Annotated in this window: 19 protein-coding genes and 1 pseudogene; 4 read left to right on the top strand and 16 right to left on the bottom strand. The window is 43.6% G+C overall.

All coding sequences use genetic code 11. From position 1 onward, the window contains the following. Window positions 1-83 precede the first annotated feature (83 nt). From AB4384_RS18910 to AB4384_RS18895, 4 genes are all read right to left on the bottom strand, one after another. Window positions 84-848: an ABC transporter ATP-binding protein gene (locus tag AB4384_RS18910; protein ID WP_017061894.1), complete on the bottom strand. Its 765-nt coding sequence runs from the start codon at window positions 846-848 to the stop codon at window positions 84-86. A 12-nt stretch (window positions 849-860) separates the two neighbouring features. After that, window positions 861-1,811, bottom strand: coding sequence for an iron chelate uptake ABC transporter family permease subunit (locus tag AB4384_RS18905; RefSeq protein WP_372129955.1), 951 nt, complete (start codon window positions 1,809-1,811; stop codon window positions 861-863). Then, window positions 1,804-2,757, bottom strand: coding sequence for an ABC transporter permease (locus tag AB4384_RS18900; protein ID WP_372110873.1), 954 nt, complete (start codon window positions 2,755-2,757; stop codon window positions 1,804-1,806). Before AB4384_RS18900 ends, AB4384_RS18905 begins: the two co-directional genes overlap by 8 nt. A 100-nt stretch (window positions 2,758-2,857) precedes the next feature. Next, on the bottom strand, window positions 2,858-3,790 hold the full coding sequence (locus tag AB4384_RS18895; RefSeq protein ID WP_017061897.1) for a siderophore ABC transporter substrate-binding protein: 933 nt from the start codon (window positions 3,788-3,790) through the stop codon (window positions 2,858-2,860). 928 nt (window positions 3,791-4,718) lie between these two features. On the opposite strand from AB4384_RS18895, the gene AB4384_RS18890 reads away from it, so the two are divergent. Beyond that, the gene (locus AB4384_RS18890; protein ID WP_004731601.1) at window positions 4,719-4,928 is read left to right on the top strand and encodes a hypothetical protein; all 210 of its coding nucleotides are present in this window, start codon (window positions 4,719-4,721) and stop codon (window positions 4,926-4,928) included. Between the two features lie 230 nt (window positions 4,929-5,158). Here AB4384_RS18890 and AB4384_RS18885 read toward each other — a convergent pair whose 3' ends face one another. Beyond that, entirely contained in the window at window positions 5,159-5,752 is a 594-nt protein-coding gene (locus AB4384_RS18885; RefSeq protein ID WP_017061898.1) for a hypothetical protein, read from the bottom strand. Between the two features lie 342 nt (window positions 5,753-6,094). Between AB4384_RS18885 and AB4384_RS18880 the strand changes: the two are divergent. Beyond that, a pseudogene (locus AB4384_RS18880) lies at window positions 6,095-6,304 on the top strand (hypothetical protein); the annotation flags it as partial. A 112-nt stretch (window positions 6,305-6,416) separates the two neighbouring features. On the opposite strand, the gene AB4384_RS18875 reads toward AB4384_RS18880, so the two are convergent. The 4 genes from AB4384_RS18875 to AB4384_RS18860 are packed head-to-tail and all read right to left on the bottom strand — an operon-like array spanning window position 6,417 to window position 10,330. Beyond that, window positions 6,417-7,076, bottom strand: a complete 660-nt coding sequence (locus AB4384_RS18875) for a potassium channel family protein (RefSeq protein ID WP_017061900.1) — start codon at window positions 7,074-7,076, stop codon at window positions 6,417-6,419. Then, window positions 7,077-8,177, bottom strand: a complete 1,101-nt coding sequence (locus tag AB4384_RS18870) for an AI-2E family transporter (RefSeq protein ID WP_017068458.1) — start codon at window positions 8,175-8,177, stop codon at window positions 7,077-7,079. A 22-nt stretch (window positions 8,178-8,199) separates the two neighbouring features. Beyond that, window positions 8,200-9,219, bottom strand: a complete 1,020-nt coding sequence (locus AB4384_RS18865; protein WP_048606138.1) for a DUF2955 domain-containing protein — start codon at window positions 9,217-9,219, stop codon at window positions 8,200-8,202. Further along, entirely contained in the window at window positions 9,209-10,330 is a 1,122-nt protein-coding gene (locus AB4384_RS18860) for an HlyD family secretion protein (protein WP_017072266.1), read from the bottom strand. The genes AB4384_RS18865 and AB4384_RS18860 overlap by 11 nt, the downstream gene beginning before the upstream one ends. Window positions 10,331-10,489: 159 nt before the next feature. On the opposite strand from AB4384_RS18860, the gene AB4384_RS18855 reads away from it, so the two are divergent. Beyond that, window positions 10,490-11,485: a helix-turn-helix domain-containing protein gene (locus tag AB4384_RS18855; protein WP_372129954.1), complete on the top strand. Its 996-nt coding sequence runs from the start codon at window positions 10,490-10,492 to the stop codon at window positions 11,483-11,485. A 36-nt stretch (window positions 11,486-11,521) separates the two neighbouring features. Here the strand turns inward: AB4384_RS18855 and AB4384_RS18850 are convergent, their stop codons facing one another. Then, window positions 11,522-12,583 carry a sensor domain-containing diguanylate cyclase gene (locus tag AB4384_RS18850; protein WP_017072268.1) on the bottom strand — a complete coding sequence of 354 codons (1,062 nt, stop codon included), beginning with the start codon at window positions 12,581-12,583 and terminating at the stop codon, window positions 11,522-11,524. 181 nt (window positions 12,584-12,764) lie between these two features. After that, entirely contained in the window at window positions 12,765-13,769 is a 1,005-nt protein-coding gene (locus AB4384_RS18845; RefSeq protein WP_054545669.1) for a Solitary outer membrane autotransporter beta-barrel domain, read from the bottom strand. A gap of 343 nt (window positions 13,770-14,112) precedes the next feature. On the opposite strand from AB4384_RS18845, the gene AB4384_RS18840 reads away from it, so the two are divergent. Further along, a complete protein-coding gene (locus AB4384_RS18840) occupies window positions 14,113-14,580 on the top strand; it encodes a hypothetical protein (RefSeq protein ID WP_004731619.1) in 468 nt (155 codons plus the stop codon). Between the two features lie 95 nt (window positions 14,581-14,675). Here the strand turns inward: AB4384_RS18840 and AB4384_RS18835 are convergent, their stop codons facing one another. The 5 genes from AB4384_RS18835 to AB4384_RS18815 form a co-directional block, all read right to left on the bottom strand. Then, window positions 14,676-15,917, bottom strand: coding sequence for a carbohydrate porin (locus AB4384_RS18835; RefSeq protein WP_372129953.1), 1,242 nt, complete (start codon window positions 15,915-15,917; stop codon window positions 14,676-14,678). Window positions 15,918-15,990: 73 nt separating this feature from the next. Then, a complete protein-coding gene (locus AB4384_RS18830) occupies window positions 15,991-16,650 on the bottom strand; it encodes a DUF3299 domain-containing protein (protein ID WP_136989419.1) in 660 nt (219 codons plus the stop codon). Between the two features lie 80 nt (window positions 16,651-16,730). Beyond that, the gene (locus AB4384_RS18825; RefSeq protein WP_017071981.1) at window positions 16,731-18,110 is read right to left on the bottom strand and encodes an amidohydrolase family protein; all 1,380 of its coding nucleotides are present in this window, start codon (window positions 18,108-18,110) and stop codon (window positions 16,731-16,733) included. A gap of 357 nt (window positions 18,111-18,467) precedes the next feature. Continuing rightward, window positions 18,468-19,448: a helix-turn-helix domain-containing protein gene (locus AB4384_RS18820; protein ID WP_372127556.1), complete on the bottom strand. Its 981-nt coding sequence runs from the start codon at window positions 19,446-19,448 to the stop codon at window positions 18,468-18,470. A gap of 182 nt (window positions 19,449-19,630) precedes the next feature. Further along, entirely contained in the window at window positions 19,631-20,059 is a 429-nt protein-coding gene (locus AB4384_RS18815) for a PACE efflux transporter (protein WP_017066716.1), read from the bottom strand. Window positions 20,060-20,165 lie beyond the last annotated feature (106 nt).

Below are 20,165 nucleotides of genomic sequence, written 5' to 3'. Positions count from 1 at the left end.
TTTAACTGATCGGCATTACTCCTCATATGGGAGCTCTTTTCGTTCAACGGCTAGAAAGCAAAACAACCGAGTTATTCAGTAATCTAACGACCAGAATAATACATACAGATTCGAACACCATCGAACTCACGAATCTCAAATGGGATCTCGTAGATAGACTCCATCACTGATTTTTCAACCACTTCCGAAACCTTACCCGACTTAACCACTTTGCCTTTCTTCATCGCAACAATGTTATCTGAGTAACAAGAAGCGAAGTTGATGTCATGAATCACGATAACGACCGCTTTATTGAACTCATGCGCTAAACGACGCAACGTCTGCATAATTTCGACCGAGTGTTTAATATCAAGATTGTTCAGAGGCTCATCTAAGAACACATAATCCGTATCTTGCGCCACAACCATCGCGATAAACGCCATTTGACGCTGACCGCCACTCAACTCATCAAGGTATTTGTTTTGGATGTCAGTAATGCCAAGGTGTTCTAGTGCTGTATCGACGATCTTATGATCTTCGTCTTTCAAGCGACCTTGAGAGTGTGGGAAACGACCAAAACAGACCAATTCACGAATCGTAAATCGCATGTTGATGTTATTTGATTGTCTTAACACGGCAAGGTGCTTCGCTAGCTCTTTGGTATCCCACTCAGCCAGTAACTTATCGCCAATGACCACTTCACCCGCGTCGCTGTCTGTTAAGCGGCTCGCCATTGAAAGCAGTGTACTTTTACCCGCACCATTTGGGCCAATGATAGAAGTCACTTCGCCTTTCGGGAACATAGCACTGGCATCATCAACCACGAGTGACTTGCCATACTTCTTACTTAAACCTGTTAATTTAATCACTACTTACTACCTTTACTGAATTCTGGTGCGTAACAACAAGAACATAAAATACAAACCGCCGACCAAGTTAATAATCACACTCACAGTGGTTTCAAACGCCATCACTTTTTCGATAAACCATTGGCCAGAAACCAATAGAACGACCGCTAACAAACTGCTTGCGATGATAAGCACACGATGTTGATAAGATTTGAATATCTGACGAGCTAAGCTCACGGTGATTAAACCAAAGAACAGCACTGGGCCAACCAAAGCAGTCGACACCGCGACCATCACTGACACAATCACCAAGGTAATCTGAGTCAATCGCTTGGTGTTCACACCCAGGCTTGTCGCGTTATCAACACCAAGCCAAAGTACATCAAGCTTAGGCGCCAACAACCAAAGGCCAAGCAAGCTCAAACCCAAAGGAATAAGGCTGAGGTAAACCAACTCGCCTTTCACGTTATTGAAACTTGCGAACATCACATTCTGCAGCACCGCGAACTCGTTCGGGTCAATCAACATCGCCAAGAAGTTAGACAAACTCGAGAATACGCTGCCACATACGATGCCTATCAACAGCAGTGTGAATACGTTGTTTCGCTTGCTCTTAAAGTAGAAATGGAACAGAGCAAACGAGAACAAGATCATCACAGTCACAGACATCGAAAAGTTTGCGATCGAGTCAATCACCCAGAAGCTAGCACTGCCAAACACAAACAGAAGTACCGTTTGTACCAGCATATACAAGCTGTCAAAGCCCAAGATGGAGGGGGTTAGAATTCGGTTATTAGTAATGGTTTGGAAAACCAATGACGACGCCGAGATCGCTACCGCCGCCAACACAATCGACAGCAGTTTTGGTAGTCGTAGAGACAAGAAGAACTCGTAGTTATCCCACGTAAGTCCTTGCCCCACAAATACTGCTGCCATCCCCAAAGACACGATAGCCAGAATCGCAATTTTTACTGAATCACGCATTCGACTTGTCTCTCATGATTAGGTAGATAAAAATCAAGCCGCCAAAGACACTGATTACCATCGAGATTGGAATCTCATAAGGGAAGATAATGACTCTCGCTAATAAGTCGCAGGCCAATACCAAGATCACGCCCCAGTAGGCAGTCCAAGGCAGAATTTTCTTCATGTTATCGCCCATCATCAACGACACGATATTCGGCACGATAAGGCCAAGGAATGGGATAACACCGACTATCATCACCACAGAAGAAGCACAGATAGCGACCAACGCAACACCAATGAAAACGATCTTCTGGTAATTCAAGCCGATGTTTTTCGCGAAGCTCTCACCGATGCTCGCCGCACTGAACTGGCTCGCGAAATAGTAAGCCAATACACAAGCAGGCACCGCGAGATAAAGGATTTCATAGCTGCCCTGCAACACGCTCGCAAAGTTCGCCATCGTCCATGCCGACATGGTTTGTACTAAGTCGTACTTGTAAGCAATAAAGGTTGTCAGGGACGAAACAACGTTTCCATACATGATGCCAATCAAAGGTACCAGCACCGCATTCTTGAACTTGAGGTGCTGTAGGAAGCGAACCAATAGCATGGTGCCAAACACTGCAAACGCGAAGATAAAGCCTAAGTAGCTCCATTGCGCAGCATTGCCTAGCACTAGAATGCCGACAATGTAACCCAACATCGCACAGTCAATGGTGCCCATCGTCGAAGGCGCGGCAAACTTATTCTGTACGATTTGCTGCATGATCAAGCCAGAAACACTCAATCCCGCTCCGGCAAGCACGATCGCGAGTAGTCGAGGAATCCGACTAACAATATAAATAGAATTGGCGTGTTGGTTGCCATTGAAGAAGTCACTAAAACTGATTTCAGCGACTCCAATCATCAATGACGCAACGCATAACACAACAAGAAATACAGCAGCTGCAATGGGTTTCAACATAGGAATAATACTAAAGATAGGTCTCGGGTAGCCCGTATAAAAAAGTGAAAAAGGGCTTATAAGAACACTCTTATAAGCCCGAAAATCTGATGGTTAGTAACTATTGAATCGTACGTTCAATGTCACTAAGCATTCTATGAATCGCTGTCACACCGCCACCAGCCAAATACCAAGCACTTGAATCAAGGTAAACGATATTGCCGTGCTGCGCTGCAGGTGTTGCCGCAACCAGTGGGTTATCAAACAGTTGTTGTGCGCGTCCTTCTGATTTACCAATCGCTTTTTCGCGGTCAAGCACGTAAAGCACTTCAGGTTTTGCATCAGCTATGTATTCAAAAGAGATTAGGTTGCCGTGTGTTCCTTTGATCGGAGCCACGGTTGCACTCTTTGATTCCACGAAACCAAAGTCATCAAAGATGATAGAGAAACGGCTGCCTTTGTTGAACATCGCAATGTTGTTGCCGTTGTTCATTAGCATCATTGCTGAAGTTTCGTCAGACGCTACTTTGTCGTTTACCGCTGTGATAGAAGCTTGAGTCTCTTTAATGATCGCTTCGACTTCAGCTTGCTTACCAAAGATGTCGCCTAGCACACGCCAGTTTTGCTGAGCATCAGCCCAGTACTTGTCGCCTTCAATAGAAAACATGACAGTAGGAGCAATTTGTGCCAGTTTGTCGTAAACCTTAAGCATGCGGTTTTCCGCGATGATGATGTCAGGCTTCAACATGTAGATAGCTTCAAAATCAGGTTCGCTTAAAGAGCCTGTATTTGCCGTCGTATCTTTGTACGAAGCTAGGTAATCAGGCAGCAAGCTATGAGGCGCGCCAACTGGCTGTACACCAATTTTATCGAGCACGTCTAAGCTACCGTGGCCTAGAACCACCACTCGCTGTGGTACTTCAGTAAACTGCGCTGTGCCTTTCACATGCTCAATGGTGACGGTTTCCGCATGCGCGGTCATCATGAATGATGATGCTAGAACGATGGCAAGCCCGCTCAATAACTGGCGAACTGAATTGATTGTTTTCTTCATGTTTCTTCCTTTGCCATTGATACAAACCACCACTCATGACAATGAAAGTCACATTACTCATAGACGAGCATGGGGCGTACACAACTGCTAAATAACGATAATTTAAAGTCTGTCATTGGATTGACAACAAACTTGTAACGCAAGTGAGAACTATTATCAATTATATTTGCACTAAATTGGCGATACAACAACTTTATTATTCAGAAACGTAAAAGTGAGTATTCATATTTTGCGTAGTCAGGAGAGGTATTAGGAATCAGAAATATCAAAAAGACGCGAAGAGGAAAATACTCATCAACCTGAAGAAAAAAACAGATGGGGAAAGCACCCAAAAACCCTGTAATTACAACGCTGAACCCCAAAATCATGGATTGTAATTTACAATGTAAAGATCATATACAACAGAGACTTAATCATCACCAAATTAGCTGATCAATTAAACCCACTAATGACAACGAATACGAACAGCTGAAAAGCCAAGACTCAGTCAGATATCATGGTCAAATCCCTGACCTTCGCTCATTTAACCTTCAGTAACCGATGGTAAATCACCCAAAAATATTTTTGAATTTAATTGAAAATAGGGTTGTAATTTTGAAAACTAGGCGTATAGTTCGCCACCTGGCTCTAATCTATAGAGCTGTTAATGCTAAAGTAAGTCCAAGTTCCACATAGACAGTTCTCGATTCCCTCGTTACACCATCTCTGCGTCAGCTTTCACCCAGATAGTCATTCAATAGCTTTTAAATTCGATCCTACTACCGATCTATCGTCATTTGCTCTTTTGTCAGCGAAGTCAGAATAGATCGAGCACTTAAATACAAATGTAATAAACACAAGGCACAGTTATGTCACGCAGAACAACACGACAAACCCATTGGTACCAACTATCACGCGAAAAAACAGTCAATAAACTAAAAGGTAATAAATGCTCAAGATTAAAATAGATTTACACAAAGAAGAGATTTCATGGGTCACCGAGATTCGACAGCTCAATAGCGATATACTCCACCGCCACATATTGCCCAAGCTACAACATCACAGCTATCTCATCGACTTTGAATTTAATGAACGAGAAAGCATCGGAACTATCGTTTCAGGCAACGGAAACACCCTAGGACATTTCACACTCCTATAGCATTTCCCAAAGGCTACAAAAGAAACACCATCTAGTCCCAAAGATGTAAAAGATGTCACCCTCAATTCGCTCTAGCAGAACAAAATAGAGTAGAAGTAACACAGATCTGAAACCTAGCCCTTTTTGCATTTCACACGCGGCTAACGCTAGCTAGGTTATCGTACTTCTATTGAAACCAACTTATATCAAACTCTAAATCACCATTGAGTCATTATCAGTGCATTCATGGACTAATAAGTTAACGGCATCGACCTTAACTTCTGATCAAGAGTATATAAGTGTTCTGCAGCTTGCATGTGTTGAGGGTAATCACTGAACTTCTCACGATTCTCCTCATTCATCTTACATGTCTCATCCACCAGCATTAACTTCCAATACAGCTTCGTTGTATGCAACATCGCCAGTAACGGTTTGAACACCTCTTTCTCATAAGCTTGAATCAACTCTTCAATCAACTCGTCACGTTCGTCTTCGCTTGCGATTGAACCCTCGGTTGCCGACAACACTTTTTGATACTTCAGGTTTTGTTGCAGCTTATCCATGACCGTTTGGTTTTCTTCCGCTAAGTCAACAAGCTTCGACTTAATGATGTTTACCCAATTCGCTTGGCTCAGTACTGTGTCATCAACGCTGGTAAAATCTTCTCGTATTTGTCGTTCAACATCTTTTTGAGCTTTCTTTAAAACCGCACGCACCTTTTGGAAAGGCAGCTGATACTCCTTACTTAGCTCGATAATCAGTTTATGAAAACCACCATTTGGAAGGTGTAAGTTTTCTTTAAACGTCGCCATTGCAGCTTCTTGCTGTTCGGTAAGGTGAGTCATTCTGTTTCCTATTCTTTATCACTTATGGTGCTGAGCCCGCGATCATACCATTATTACCCTCGTTTTTTCGGTAACTTGATCAGTTACACCTCGCTATGCCGTTAAATTCTCTCAGCCCTTTCTCTTTTGGCTAGTTATTAATCCATATGGCATGAAATGGTAAATCTCTCTCTGCGAAAGTTCGTACATTACGTGCTCAGGGTATATCGCCAGACAGGAGTCATTACTTACATATGAAAGACAAGCGCGAGAAATGAGAAAACAGATGACCTATTCAGAATACAAAGAATCCGATTTGCATAAGTGCGTGAGCATTGGTTCAGAAGCAATGGTATCCATCGCCCAATTTCGAACAATCGCACCATTGAAACCGGTGAGATGATTAAGATCGATGAAAACACGATTCAAATGGACATCGTCTATACATCTGGTGAAACAGCGACTCTAACGGGCATCAAAGACGGTCAAAACGTTACCTATTACATGGATGGTCAGCTTGTATCGCAAACAACTATCGCTGAATTAGAGAAGATTCAAGGCACTGAAGCTTAAGGTTCATCGCCCACACAGAGTTCAAACTTAAAGAGACTTTTAAGCTCATAAAATAGAACAAGCCCGGCGATTGCTGGGCTTGTTTGTATGTGCTCTATTATTTGTAAATGCTCTATTGGGACTGAGACTGTGCAAGTCGAATGCTCACCAAACTCGCCACCATGATAGCTAAGTAAAAGCTGCCGATAATGGATTCCATAAACACAAAGAATTGAGCAATAGGCAGAGCTGGTGATATGTCGCCGTAACCAACCGTAGTCAAGGTGATAAAGCTAAAGTACATCGCATTAAACAAGTTCGTCAGCCAGACTTGCTCTTCTAACCCGTTAAAGGCATTAGGAAAGATCTCTAAAATTAACAAGTAGATGGTCGACCAAGCAAACCCTAGCAACAAGTAAATACAGATGGAGCCGATGATGTGATTGGGTGTCACCGTTTTGGCTTTCATCACCTGCTTCAACGCCGAGTAAATGTGTGAAAACAAGAACACAGCCAACGCCGATAGCGTCACTATCGACAGGTTATAGCCTTCCAAAAATGAAAACACGCCAGACACGAGCGCCGTAATCAATAACAGCCCATACCAAGAGCGATACAAGGCTCGCTCTTTATGAATACCGGCAATTGAACTCGCCAACGTAATAATGATAAGAAATAGGATTGTTTTCTGGCCTTGCGGATAAAACTGCTGCATCACCGCGCAACCAAGAAACAACACCAACAGTGCATAGAATAAGAAGTAGAAGTTGTCGTCTTTAGAGACTGGCTTCATCTATTTTCCCTCGACCTCTGCAGGTTTTTTCTCAGTTTCTTGTTGGTTTTTCTCTTCAAGTCCAAGCCACGCCATCATCAGCTCATAGCTTAAACTCAGTATCACAGCACCGACAAACAGACCGACGATGCCTGACATCGCCATTCCGCCCAGTGCACCCAATAGAATTACCAACATTGGAATGTGAGAGCCACGGCTCAGCAATACTGGCTTTAAGATAGCGTCACTGCCGCTCACCAAAATACACCACACTAAGAACAAGCTCGCCGCCAGTGTCGATTCAACGCTGAACATGTAGATGATCGCCGGTAATAGAGCGAGAATCGGTGGAAGTTGGATTATCGCAATGAGCAGCACAGCTAGCGCCCAAAACGCAGCTGCTGGAACGCCTGCAATCACCAAACCGATTGCCGACATCATGGATTGAATCACAGCCACACCAATCACACCTTGCACAACGCTTCGCACGGTCGATTTAGAGAGCTCTACCAACTCTTCACCTTTACCGCCCGTTAAACGCGCCACTAAGTGAGTCACGCCGGTTTTGCATTTATCGGCATTACTCATGAATGCACCCGCAATGATGGTAGAGATGATGAACTGAATAAAGCCGCCACCTAACGAGCCAAGAACAGAAGCCGCTTTCGTCGCAAACTGTTTAAGTTCATCCGCATACTTTATGAAAGTGCCTTCAATATTGTTGGAGGCGGCAACCAAGGTTGAATAAACCTTCTCACCTATGAATGGAATATCTTGTAAGGACTCTTTCGGTTTAGGCAATGACAATGTGCCATCTTGAAGCCCTGTCATCAGGTCAGTCGCGCTGGTGTAGATACCAGAAGAAAGCGCCGCCAAAGGAATAAATAGAAGAATCACACCAATAAAGCTCAGCAATGCACTGGCTTTACCTTTCGACATCCCGGTTTTATTTGAAATTGCGACCGCCACTGGATACAACGCAGTCGCAATGATCGCACCCCATATCACCAGAAGAATGAATGGGCGCAAAATCGAAAAACACCAATACACGAGCATGGCAATCGCTGCGATCTTGATGGCAGCGTCTATCGCCTGTTTTGAAAAATCATCGGTTAACTTCATGAGACGTCCTTGTTAGACAAAATTAAGGCTGATTTTGTAGAAACTTCCAATTCCGTGTTTCTAGGAATAGAGAAGCCAAAATCATATATATGCCAATTAACACTAATTGGAATATGCGTATAAGAGTGTTGCTATCGATGTCACCGGAGCTCATCAACGTGCTACCAACCAGTACGAGCAACGTACTAAATGCAGTGGCGAAAATAGGTGCTTTTTCGGGAACCGTGTAGATCTTGGTAGCCATAAGAATGGCAATAAGTCCTATAAACAAAGAATAGAAGACAATGTTGGGTACTATAGAAAGAATTGAAAAAGCAGCAATCGCCAGCAATCCCCCGATACCGTTACTTATCACCAAAAAAGCGCTCAACTTTATCGACTTCTCTGACGTAATCATCAACGATAACAACGCAATGAACATCATTGTCAGTAAAGCTTCAGATATTTGAAAAATAAAGAAAAAGCACACCACTGGATAGGAGATAATCATCGCCCTAAAGGCCGCATACCAACGCTGTTTCTTTTCGAGTGGCGCAGCAGCGAAGCCTGAGAACGCCGATTTTGGCTCAGGGAAAAATACATGCACTAACGCAAAAAGCATGACTGAAACCACACCAGAGGTCGCTAAGCCAGAGGCCAGCATTACTGACACGCCGGGGTTATCAATCGCCATGAATGGCAACATCAAAACCGCAATCAACAGTATGGTGGCAAACAGGTTCCATTTTGGGTCGACAAACAAGTAGTAACCCCACAGCATCATTAACCCCACTAAGATCAGCAATGGGATTGGATAATGGGTAATTCCTCGCGACAGTAATAAACCTAACCCCATTGTCACCACAACGGCCAAGAGCAATTCGTAGACCGTTTCTTTATGGAGATTTGGTTTATCAATTAAGAACTTAGCTGTGAACACTGGCGCCACAAACGCAAGCGGCCAGTTTATCCACGCCGCCAAGAAAACAGCCAACGTGACCCCGACCGTAAATCGCAGGATCCGTTGCTGTGTTTGTTGGTCAGGAATCGGCTTATCGGACATAAGACAATACGCTAATCAAACGAATCCATACTTTGCCTATCGCGTTGAATACAAAGTTATCGCCGCTATAAACAATCACATCCGCTTGGCCACCCACTCGGAGCATGCCTGTCACTTCTTCATTATCAAATTCAATGGTTATGGGAAGCATCTGTGTTTGGCGCAACCAACCCGTTTGTTGGCTAGCTTGAGCAAGCTTACCTGCTTGGTCATTTTGCCCCCAATCAACACCCCAATCGATACTACTTACGCGCCCTTTTACCACTTTGCCCGGTGCGAAATCTAACGCCACTTCAACTTCATCACCGACCGTTACATTACCTAGGCTGTTCTCTCGATAATAAGCTTCAATCCAAATATCTTCGGTTGAAACAAAGGTCATGATTGCTTGCCCTGCTGATGCATAGAAACCTTCAGACAGGCTAAAGTTAGAGACACCACCTTGTGTCGGTGCAGTAATCACGGTGCGCTCTAGATTCAATTGAGCTTGTTCAAGTGCCAGCAACGCCGCTTTCACTTGGCTATTTTCTTCGCCTTCTTTACCCATTTGTTTCTTAGCACGGTCAAGGTCAGCTTCTGCATTCACAACCGCCGCACTAGAGGTCGCTAATGCTGCTCGCGCTTTATCTGCATCTGATTTAGAAACGACACCTTTATCGGCCATCTCTAAAACACGCTTAGCTTGCAGTTTGGTATTTTGTCTTTCAACAATGGCTGAGGTGAGTTTCGCTTGTGCTGAAGCAATGCTCGCGGTTTGAGCGCCGACATTTTGGCCTGCAATCTCTAAATTTTGCTCGGCTTGTTGTACGGCTATTTGGTAATCAGACTCATCTAAAATGGCTAGCTTATCGCCTTGATTAACCAGTTGGTTAGGTTGAACAAGAATATCGAGCACTTTACCCGACACCTCTGGTTTGATTGGAACGATATAACCTTTGACACGAGCATTATCAGTAATAGGGATGATTCGGTCTGAAATGATACTGAAGATCAACATGAATGCTACGAACAACAATAAGTAGTTGGTGACCTTTCTTACTTTGTCTTTTCCATTTTCTTGCTGGCCAACTTCTTCCTTGGCTTCTTGCGCATTCCCGTTGACTTCTGACATGGGACTCCCTTCTAGATAACTAACATCAACAAAATTAATACTTTAAGAATAAGCCCGGTGATGGAAAACTCAAGTAAATAGGGTTAGATTTAGTAAACAAAACGTTGCAAATGATATGCACGTCTAATAGTGCGACAATATATACAGGATTGTATTCCAATGATCTCTAGTCACTACCAAGTCCCGGTAATTCAAACGAACTACGCCAAAATTCTGGTTCAGGTTTTTTCTGACTATGGTCTCGACCTCCACCTTTTGCTCAAAGATTCTGGTTTACCGCCCGATCTCATTGAATCAGAAAGCGACTTTGTGCCATCAGAATCGATTAAACGTTTGATTTATCTGACATCCGCCCAACTTGGCGTATCTCGGTTCACCGATATTCTTGGACTCGCATTTCGACGTCGAATCATCCCAAATGTCTTGCATCAATTTACCGAATTCGAAACCATTGGCGATGCACTAAAACAGATCAATTCAATCTTTGCCTATGATTCACCAGGCAGCAAAGTCGAGTTTATCCAAGAGCACGGTCAGAACTGGTTTTGCCGGACAGCCCCGGAAGACAACTCCCCTATGTTTCAATGGGGCGAAGCTTTCGCTGTTATTTATATCATCGAGTTAATAACCATTTTATCGCAATCACCATGGTTACCGACTAAAGTTCGCTTGCAAGGGCATGACATCGATGTCGTCAAAACACTGGTATCAAGTAACTGCCAACTGTTTGTTGATCATTCGTCGACTGCTGTGCAGATTCCTGATGAGATCTTACAACTCCCAATCCGTCTTACGTCTAAAGACCTCAGTACAAAACCGACACTTATTGAGTGGCATACCAGCTTTACCGATAGTATTTATGAGCTTCTAAAACCGTACATGAAAGAACAAGACCTCTCTCTTGAAGAGGCGGCAGAGCTGCTCAACTTTTCAGTGCGAACGTTCCAACGCAAACTCAAGAATGAAAACACCACTTATCGAAAGATCAAAGAGAACCTGATGTTTTCTGTAGCTTGCGAGCTGATGGAAGAAGGCCACACGCTGACCTACATTTCTAGCCAACTCGGTTACACCAACATCTCTCATTTTTCTCGTGCATTTAAGCGTGTGTCTGGCCTTACGCCGAAGATTTACCAACGCTCAATCTCGGCTTAGGCTTCGCTCGATTGATTAACCAAGCACGGCCTACATCTAACCAAGGGCAATTGGAGTAGCACAGCCTGGGCTAGAGCTACACACTCTATTTCGCCCGTTACCTTTAGCGCGGTAAAGTGCCTTATCTGCACTGCGATAGGTCGCTTCGGCTTGCGCCTGTATTTCAGACACACCACTGCTCACGGTCAGGTTCAATGTTGTCCCTTTGGTAATCACTTCTTTCAGTCGATACATCGCCTCAAACGCTTCTGCCAAATTGGTTTCAGGCATCAAGATAGCGAACTCTTCTCCGCCTACTCGCGCGACGATATCAGTGTCTCGGCTGTTGTTTCTCAACAGTTCAGCGACCTCTTTCAGCGCTGAATCACCTTGGTCATGACCGTGATTATCATTGATAGCCTTGAAGTGATCTAAATCGATCAACGCCAAACAGGAATGTGTGTAACCATAACGCTCTGCCAGGTTAGAATAATGTTTTAAGTCGTTATCAAAGCGGCGTCGATTCCAGCACCCTGTCAGTGAATCCGTTTCCACCAGCATTCTTAATCGACGCTCCAATATCTTGCGTCGGCTAATATCCGTAAAGGTCACCACGTACTTGTTATTGTGCGGCAGAATTTCAGTTAGCTTTTCCACCACAACGTTTACGGTAAACTGCTCACCAAGTCGACTGACGCCACTCAACTCACCTTTCCATCTCTGGTTTTCCTTGAGTGAGCGAGTAATGGTCGTGATTAGGCTGCTGTTATTCATAAAACAGAGATCAGAAATCGGACGAGATTCGACTTGGTCAAAGGCATAACCTGAAACCCGAGAGAATTGTTGATTCACTTGTATGACCCTCAATTGACTATCGAGGATCATAAAACCAGCAACGCCATCAATGATCGCTTCAGACAAGCTATTCTTGCTTTGAGCCATTTCATGTCGATATAGGCGTGCGGTAATGAGGGTACTGAGCAAAAACAACGCGCACACAGAAAAAGCCATGACTGCCGAAGAAGCCATACTCAATAACCACAAGCTAACTGCCATATTAAGGGCAAGTGTAGACACCACGTATAGCGGCATTTTTCGGTCAAAACTTAACTTATTCATAGTCTGCTCTAGTGATGGGCGAATGACTATGATGGCTAAGTTTCCACTAAGATATTTACCATTTTGCGACACATACAAATTCAAATCACATATCGAACATTAAGCGCATAGGCTTATGCTAACTATTGAGCAGAAGAAACGAGTTGTTTAATAGAAAGAGCTAGTTATTAATCAGGAACAACTAATTATTGAGTAAGAACAACAAGCTACCGCCACTGAGTGAGCTGCCATAATTGAAGTTAATTCCAATCCCGAAGTTGTCAAAAAAGTAAGAATCGTAAGGCACATCAAATACTAATCCGGCCCCGAATTCATAGTAATAGTGCGTATCTAAAGGAGCAGTCAAATCACCCGCGACATCGATTCTTGTTAAGTTATAGTGGATTTGAGGGTTATTAAGCGACCAAGCATCGAGCGCTACATTTTGCCTAAACTCTAGTTCATTAATGAATCGCATCCCTTCTGGGTTACCGATATCGCCATCGTTCGCTTCGCCCCAGCCTGTTCCATAAAAGTAACGAACTCTTGAAGACACATTCCAACTGCCCCACTCCTTTGGTTGCAAGTATTGAAGTTTGACTGAAGGTTCTGCAACAAGTGCCCATGCTGATGTATTCAACGCGTAGCCGTCTAGCTGAGATTGAAATGCTTGAGAGTAGCTGTTGTTGTATTCGTATTTATTGCGGTAATAGAGCAAGTGAGTGCCTAAGCCATAGGCGATAGACCAATGTTGGTTTAAATGGTTTTGCCCTCCGAAAAAGCCATACAGGCCCAATACCGAGTCTTCATTTGGGTTAACACGACGGTCAGGAGTCACATCTGATGAGATCTCAATATCCTGTTCAGAAAGCGCATAAGACCCTCGCACAGACCAAATAAGGTCAAAGTCAGGGTCATCCGTTTTAATCACGGAAGAGTAAGGGATGGAGCCCACACTCACTTGGCTTCGAGTATCGATGGTTTTATCTGAGCCAAAACCACTGTCGTTTAAATTGATAAACGAATTAGGATCAAAATCCACAAAGCCAATTGAAATGGCATCGCTGTCAGTCAGCGCAATTGACACAGAAAATATCTTCTCTAAGCGGTTCTGAATCAATTCATTGGATGCATAGGCCGAGGAAGAACTGAGGCCCATTAAGAGCAGAATAATAGAACGGGGATAGTGCGATAGGGGTGAAAGCATTAAGTTGACTCCATTCAAACTTATGCTTCAAGTGTAATTGGTAACTTAACTAATTCAATCAGAGAGTTAACGGTGTGGTTGATACTGCTCTCAGTTCCAACTGCAAGAGCGTTGCTAAATCGATGGCTCCCCAAAGTTCTTCTACGTCTTGGATTCTAAAATGAATAATCATATGCGCCTCTGTCTAAATTGGAGTCTTATCTTGGATCATTCTTAAAACCCTTACTTACCATAATGCGCCAAACTGACTTTAAGACTTGTTTCGCATATAAAACAATAAGCGTTTGAAAATTATAGGATTAACTCCTAAGTTTTTTATAACCCTTTACTCAGGAAGAAGTAGATGAGCAATATAGAAAAAGTATATGGATTTAATACGCCCCAACGACTCTTTGTCGGATACACGCTTGCGGTACTCGTCGATTTAACCGTTCTTAATTTTTTTGATGAATACTGGGACTTCGTCAATATCGAGTCTTTCACTATCTCATTTGCAGCTGCGATTCTGCTCCAGCTATTGCTCAAATTGTCTATCGGTTTAGAACATAAGCTGGCTGATTACTTCAAATCTAAACCGGGGACTGCGCCTAAGATTTATCGCGGTTTATCCAGTTACGTGATTCTAGTGGGCTCTAAGTTTGTGATGCTGGAAGCCATCAATATCTTGTTTGGAGACAAGGTAGATTTCACAGGCCCTTGGAATGGTGTCGTAGCGTTCTTCGCTGTGGTATTCACGATCTTGGTCGCAGAGATTATTGTTTCAAAGATCTACTTCGCACTCGATGACACGCCCAAAGCCGAAAAAGCATAGCCGCTTTTGATACAGACCTAAGACAAAAAAGTGAGCCGAACAGGCTCACTTTTTACATCTATTCTTTACGTTTCAGCGATTAACAAACAGAGAAGTTAGATAAAGACTCTCGCTCTAACACCAAACACCCAAGCGCTACTTTCATTGGAGAACGCAGGATCTTTAATGTATTGAATATCAGGTGTGACTTGGATGAAATCGTTGAGTTGCATGTTGTAGTAAATTTCAGCCGTCCATTGCTCTGTATTACCACTTATTGCTTTCGCATCAGCTGCAAAAGAATCACCATTCACTTCTGCCCAATTAAGTGCCACGCCTAAATTGTTGGTTGGTTTTCCTAATCCAAAGTAACCCATACCAACAGAGATTGATTTATCGTAAAGGGCAACATCACCTTCTGAGAAACCACCTCGCACAAACGGCATAACTTGCGGCGTGATAAACTGACTCCATGAGAAATTGACACCTGAGCCACCTTCAGTTGCAAGGCTATTACTGTGGCGAGTATCGTCACCAAAATCCCAGAACGTCACATGGAAGTTGTCTGTATAAATCAGGTCTTGTGAAGCCGTCCAACCTAATTCAAGTGTTGTAAAGTAAGACGCATCACTACCAAAAGCGCTATCAAAGCCATCAAAAATATCATCTGACTGACCATTTGCATCAGCGATACCACCGACCACATAAAAGTTTTCGCCTAGCATATGACCGGCAGAAAGGGCCAATACACCGTCATCCGGTAAGCCCATCGCACCTGAGCCTGTCGAGAATACCAAGTTAGTAAAACCAGACCACGGGCTTGCTAGAGCGTAAACATCCGCATAGTTCGTTACATCCTGCCAACCGACAATAATGGTGCCTTTGCCATCATTGATTTTTTGCTTCCAATTTAAGTCCGTAACACGAAACCCTTGGTCGCTGTATGCCGGACCAATTGCACCGACATAGCCAAGCGGGCCGAATGAATAGTCTTTTGGCGGAGTATCACCATAGGCATGCCTATGTTCCACCTTCCAAACTAAGCTACCTGAGTTATGTGTGCCGTTTCCTAATAGATGCCATGAACCGTATAATCGTGCCACACCCGACGATGCATCAACGCTATCGCCGCCAACCCCATCCCCAGAGGTCAGCCCCAAAGCAAAGTAATCTGCACCAAATGTAAAACCATCTTCAGCTAATGAATCCCACCAAGATTTCTTTTGTGCTTTCTGCTCTGCAATTGTATTTTCAACAGAATCTGGGCCTTCAAAGTTAGCGCCGTAAACAACGCCGCTCATTGGGCTAGCCGCCATCACAATAGCCATACTTACTTTAGAGAATCTTGAGTTCATCATGTCACCAGTGCTTTTTAAGTTAGTTTTATTTTATTCATTACTCACATTGAAAATTGTCATTTGATGACAACCATTAATTTTCTTTTTCATAATAGTCTTCAATCATCGAAGCCTTCATTTCATAACCCATGGTGAGGTTACTTTTGCCATCTACGAGGAAGACCTCTTCAGTCACTTTGTTCGAGCTAAAGTCACCTTCAACCCACACTGGGTACTGAACGTTCTGTACCTGAAAGCCTTCAGGGAAAGACACGCGCACAATCTGGTTTGCAGGTGGTGGCGGCATGTGGATACACGCACCCGCCACAGGCACTAACAGAAACTCTGTTGCAGTCATTCCCTCTGAGAACTCCAGTGGAACGATGAAACCGGGAACTCGTACTTTCTTGCCATCAAACTCTGTTGTAATAGCTTCGGCGTTTGCTTTCATGGTTTGCATGTATTCATCACGCAGTGCGATCATTTCGTCTGCGTCCACGCCCTGCTCTTTTAGCGTTTGTTTAAATAATAAAGCCTGTTGTTGAGCTTGCTTCTCCTCTGATGCACTCATTGCTATCACACCTTGTAATAGACGCATTTGTTGATCGGTGAGATCCGGCATTTCTACTTTCATTTCGTGAGACTCTGAGTTCAGGTCTTGCCACTCAAGATTCATCGCTGTTTCAGCAAAAGTAGGAAAAGCAACGGTCGTCAGTGATACCACCGACAGGATAAGAGAAAGCATTTTTTGCATAAGGAACACCTTGAAGAGAGGTGACCTACCCAAATAGGTCACCCATTAAGCTTAATTTTTAACTGAGTTGTCGAACTGAGTTACAGCGTGTTTTTGTAGACTTTGCCATCTTTCATGATGACTTTAATGGTGTCGATTTCAGGGCTGCGCGGCTCTGCATCAAACCATTTTTCGTTTGCCCCAATCACTGACAAGTCTTCAAGTGGGTTGCCTTCAACAATAATGATATCGGCGTATGCGCCCGCTTCAATCACGCCTAACTTACCCTCTGGGTATGGGTCCATCACGCCAGATAACTTAACGATCTCACCGTTTACCGATGTCATCCCTTTCAAAGTGAAGAAGTTGCCTAACTCTTTACCTGCAAGGAAGATCGTGTGGTCGGTTTGTTTGATACAAGAAACCACGTCACCGACACAGTCTGTGTGGAAACCCCATTTCGGTTGGTACTTGTTTACATTCGAGATGTAGTCTTTGAATGCTTTGGTTGCCGACTCCGCTTTACGCTTAGAGGCAGGGTTCGAGTTGATCGCTTCGATCTGCGTCAGGTAAGGTGAAAACGCGGTCATGTTAGTTGTGATGTAAGCGTCTTTATCTTCCATCTTGTCGGCGATATCGCCATCGAACATGAAACCGTGTTCGATTGTTTTAACACCCGCATCCAAGTTACGCATGATCGCTTTTTTACTGTAGGCGTGCGACATCACGTAAGAGCCATACGCATCAGCAATTTCCACGGCAGCTTCAATTTCTTCCGCAGACATCGCATTCAGCTGCCAAGGGTCAAATGTTGAAGCCACACCACCCGAAGACATGATCTTAATTTGAGTATTGCCTTGCTTGAAGTTTTGACGAGCAGCGGCTTTGATTTCTGTAATACCATCGGCATTAAAGCTCACGCTATTTCGAGCCATACTGGTCGATGAACCAAAGAAGTGTTGGTTAGCCGTGGTTAGGTTACTGAAATCGGCATGCGAACCCGTCGGGCCAATAAATGCGCCTGATGTGTAAAGTCGTGGGCCCGGCAACATGCCAGAATCGATTGTTTTACGTAAGCCAGTATTCAAGCCACCAGCATCACGCCACGTGGTGAAACCTGATTGAAACGCGGCGTTCGCGTTCACTGTTGCTCGAGCAGCCAGTTCTTCAATCGTACGGTTGTTTTCGTGGTCACTTAGATTACCGCCATTCAGCAACAAGTGACCATGGCCTTCGATTAAACCCGGCATTAACGTTTTGCCTTCGCCGTCAATCACTACAGCATCACCAGCCTCTATCGGGCTTGCAGAGATTTGTTTGATAAGATTATCTTCGACTAATACATGATGGTCTTCGTACAATTTGTTTTCAGTACCATTGAATACATCGACGTTAGTAAATAGCGTTGATGCAGCATTTGCAGAAAGAGCAAATGAACACGAAAGAGCAACAACAGAGAGTTTTAAGCCTGCATTTTTCATTTATACACCTTGATTCCGTTTATGAGTGGAGTCCACTTCCCATAACGATTCCGTAACTACTAATGACTGTCATGAGGTTTCAAAGGTGTTTTTGTCAGCCGCGATAATCACAAAAATCTAATCAAAATTCCGGGAAAAAATCGAGGCAAAAACAACTCATCAACATTCAATAACTTAGTAGTGATACTGCCAGTGTTCAAGGTTGATAAATGGCCATTTGGTGACAATAAATAATTATGCGTTCAGGCTCCGGTTTCTGCTTACTGGCTGGAGTTTTTACTTACTGGCTAGAGTTTCGCTGCGGAGCTGTTATTGCCGAAGCTCTTACTGGTAGCTTTGTACTGCTGCTTACCGAGGTTAGCTGTGCTCTTTTCGATACTGTCTTGGCGTCATGTTCATCTGTCGTTTAAAGGCTCGGGTAAAGTGGGAAGAATCGGAATAGCCCATTTTCGCACCTACTTGCGTGATCGATATATCTGACTGCTTAAGCAATTCTAAAACCTGCTCAAGAACCATCTCTTCAATCAAGGTTTTGTAGACCACCCCTTCACTTTCCAACCGACGCTGGATTGTTCTGATATGAATATTCAGAATCTCAGAAGCTAAGCTAATTGGGAGTTTCCCCATCGTGAGATAAGGTTTAATAACAAGCTTAAAAGCGCTCAAGAATGAGCTAGGTAAAGGCTTAGTGAGATCTGATACTTGAGCAATTTTGGGTAAAACAATCGGTGCAAGCATGATGTCTTCAGGGATCTCAAAGGCAGTAACCGGTCTATGCGTATAAAACTGAGCATTGCCCATTTGTGGTAGAGATTGAAAACATTCGAGATCGCCACTTTGAATGCCAACCTCCGATGGCTGCCAGCGCCCTTGTGTTAATACTGAAAGTAGCTCGTTGATGAAAATGACAGAGAACAATTCAGCGAACTTAAACCAAGGCGCGTTAGTAAATGGCTTCTCGCGAACCAACCACCACTTGCCTCCGGATTGCTTGGTATAGACATTCGCACCATTGGATACGAGCTTCAGCTGCTCACCAAATTGGTCTAGCGCGCTTTTCAATGAATCCTGCTGACTTAGCTTAGCCACAAACCTTGGTACATAGGTTTGCTTGCAAAAACTCCACATAAACAGCGAAAACTCTTCTCTCGACGCAGATTCCCCCATAATCTTGACCACGTTCTTAACCGTTGTCTCAGGGAGATAATCGTAATGGTCATTACTGGTGAGAATATCATTAGGGATTTGGGCACTGCGTAGTAAGGTGTAGATTTCACCATCAATATGTTTGAACAGTTCCGCGAACAGCTCGACTTCCTTCTTATCTACCACTGTCATTATCTGAGAGGTATCTGGCATCCTTTCCTCTTAATCTGTTCTTTCAAGCACTCAAATTATCACCTTATTTAAGATAGCAGAACAAACGATGGGTTACCTAGGCCTACTAACCGAATATCTCCGTCAAAATAACGAATAAACAAACGGTTAGTGGCCAAGCTCGTGTTTACTGACTTGGTAGATTACTGAACGGCTAGCTCCCCTCTGCGTACCCAGAATGCTCGAACATGGTCATAAATCAGATTAAACACAAACGCGTAAATGGTAATAAAAATGGTCACGCCGATGTCCATCAAAAATGCTTGCCATAACCCCACGTTAAGTAAGTATGCCATCACAGGGATTGTCGCGATCAACAAGCCAGCCTCAAATAGCACGACATGAAAAACACGTAATTTGAGCGAACGCTTTGATTTTTCACCCGTGAAATAACGATCAAAAATACGGTTAAAACAGTAGTTCCAAATCATTGCGATAGTCGCAACAACTATCATGGTTCCTGATAAGGCATTCACATCGTGATCAGTAAATATCGCTAAACCTATAATTGACAGTGTAACGGCCAATACTTCAAACAACACCGAGTGGAAAACTCTCTCTAACGTACTCATACATTCCTATAGCAATTTATAACATGGTGGACTTACCGAAATTATGTCACCGAAAACAATAAGAGAAAGTTAACAGCCATCACGTTTAGTGATAGCTTAAGTATAA

Origin of the sequence: Vibrio sp. 10N.261.51.A4, from assembly GCF_041471945.1 — a bacterium.
Lineage (GTDB): Bacteria > Pseudomonadota > Gammaproteobacteria > Enterobacterales > Vibrionaceae > Vibrio > Vibrio crassostreae_C.
Note: the sequence above shows the minus strand (reverse complement) of the source record. Positions and strands in the feature narration are given on the sequence as shown.

What these genes read in the sequence shown, in the direction of transcription:
- AB4384_RS18835 (WP_372129953.1), bottom strand. Translation starts at nt 15,917, where the DNA reads ATGATGAACTCAAGATTCTCTAAAGTAAGTATGGCTATTGTGATGGCG.
- AB4384_RS18850 (WP_017072268.1), bottom strand. Translation starts at nt 12,583, where the DNA reads ATGAATAAGTTAAGTTTTGACCGAAAAATGCCGCTATACGTGGTGTCT.
- AB4384_RS18820 (WP_372127556.1), bottom strand. Translation starts at nt 19,448, where the DNA reads ATGACAGTGGTAGATAAGAAGGAAGTCGAGCTGTTCGCGGAACTGTTC.
- AB4384_RS18900 (WP_372110873.1), bottom strand. Translation starts at nt 2,757, where the DNA reads ATGTTGAAACCCATTGCAGCTGCTGTATTTCTTGTTGTGTTATGCGTT.
- AB4384_RS18875 (WP_017061900.1), bottom strand. Translation starts at nt 7,076, where the DNA reads ATGAAGCCAGTCTCTAAAGACGACAACTTCTACTTCTTATTCTATGCA.
- AB4384_RS18855 (WP_372129954.1), top strand. Translation starts at nt 10,490, where the DNA reads ATGATCTCTAGTCACTACCAAGTCCCGGTAATTCAAACGAACTACGCC.
- AB4384_RS18845 (WP_054545669.1), bottom strand. Translation starts at nt 13,769, where the DNA reads ATGCTTTCACCCCTATCGCACTATCCCCGTTCTATTATTCTGCTCTTA.
- AB4384_RS18870 (WP_017068458.1), bottom strand. Translation starts at nt 8,177, where the DNA reads ATGAAGTTAACCGATGATTTTTCAAAACAGGCGATAGACGCTGCCATC.
- AB4384_RS18895 (WP_017061897.1), bottom strand. Translation starts at nt 3,790, where the DNA reads ATGAAGAAAACAATCAATTCAGTTCGCCAGTTATTGAGCGGGCTTGCC.
- AB4384_RS18860 (WP_017072266.1), bottom strand. Translation starts at nt 10,330, where the DNA reads ATGTCAGAAGTCAACGGGAATGCGCAAGAAGCCAAGGAAGAAGTTGGC.
- AB4384_RS18885 (WP_017061898.1), bottom strand. Translation starts at nt 5,752, where the DNA reads ATGACTCACCTTACCGAACAGCAAGAAGCTGCAATGGCGACGTTTAAA.
- AB4384_RS18830 (WP_136989419.1), bottom strand. Translation starts at nt 16,650, where the DNA reads ATGCAAAAAATGCTTTCTCTTATCCTGTCGGTGGTATCACTGACGACC.
- AB4384_RS18825 (WP_017071981.1), bottom strand. Translation starts at nt 18,110, where the DNA reads ATGAAAAATGCAGGCTTAAAACTCTCTGTTGTTGCTCTTTCGTGTTCA.
- AB4384_RS18815 (WP_017066716.1), bottom strand. Translation starts at nt 20,059, where the DNA reads ATGAGTACGTTAGAGAGAGTTTTCCACTCGGTGTTGTTTGAAGTATTG.
- AB4384_RS18905 (WP_372129955.1), bottom strand. Translation starts at nt 1,811, where the DNA reads ATGCGTGATTCAGTAAAAATTGCGATTCTGGCTATCGTGTCTTTGGGG.
- AB4384_RS18840 (WP_004731619.1), top strand. Translation starts at nt 14,113, where the DNA reads ATGAGCAATATAGAAAAAGTATATGGATTTAATACGCCCCAACGACTC.
- AB4384_RS18865 (WP_048606138.1), bottom strand. Translation starts at nt 9,219, where the DNA reads ATGTCCGATAAGCCGATTCCTGACCAACAAACACAGCAACGGATCCTG.
- AB4384_RS18890 (WP_004731601.1), top strand. Translation starts at nt 4,719, where the DNA reads ATGCTCAAGATTAAAATAGATTTACACAAAGAAGAGATTTCATGGGTC.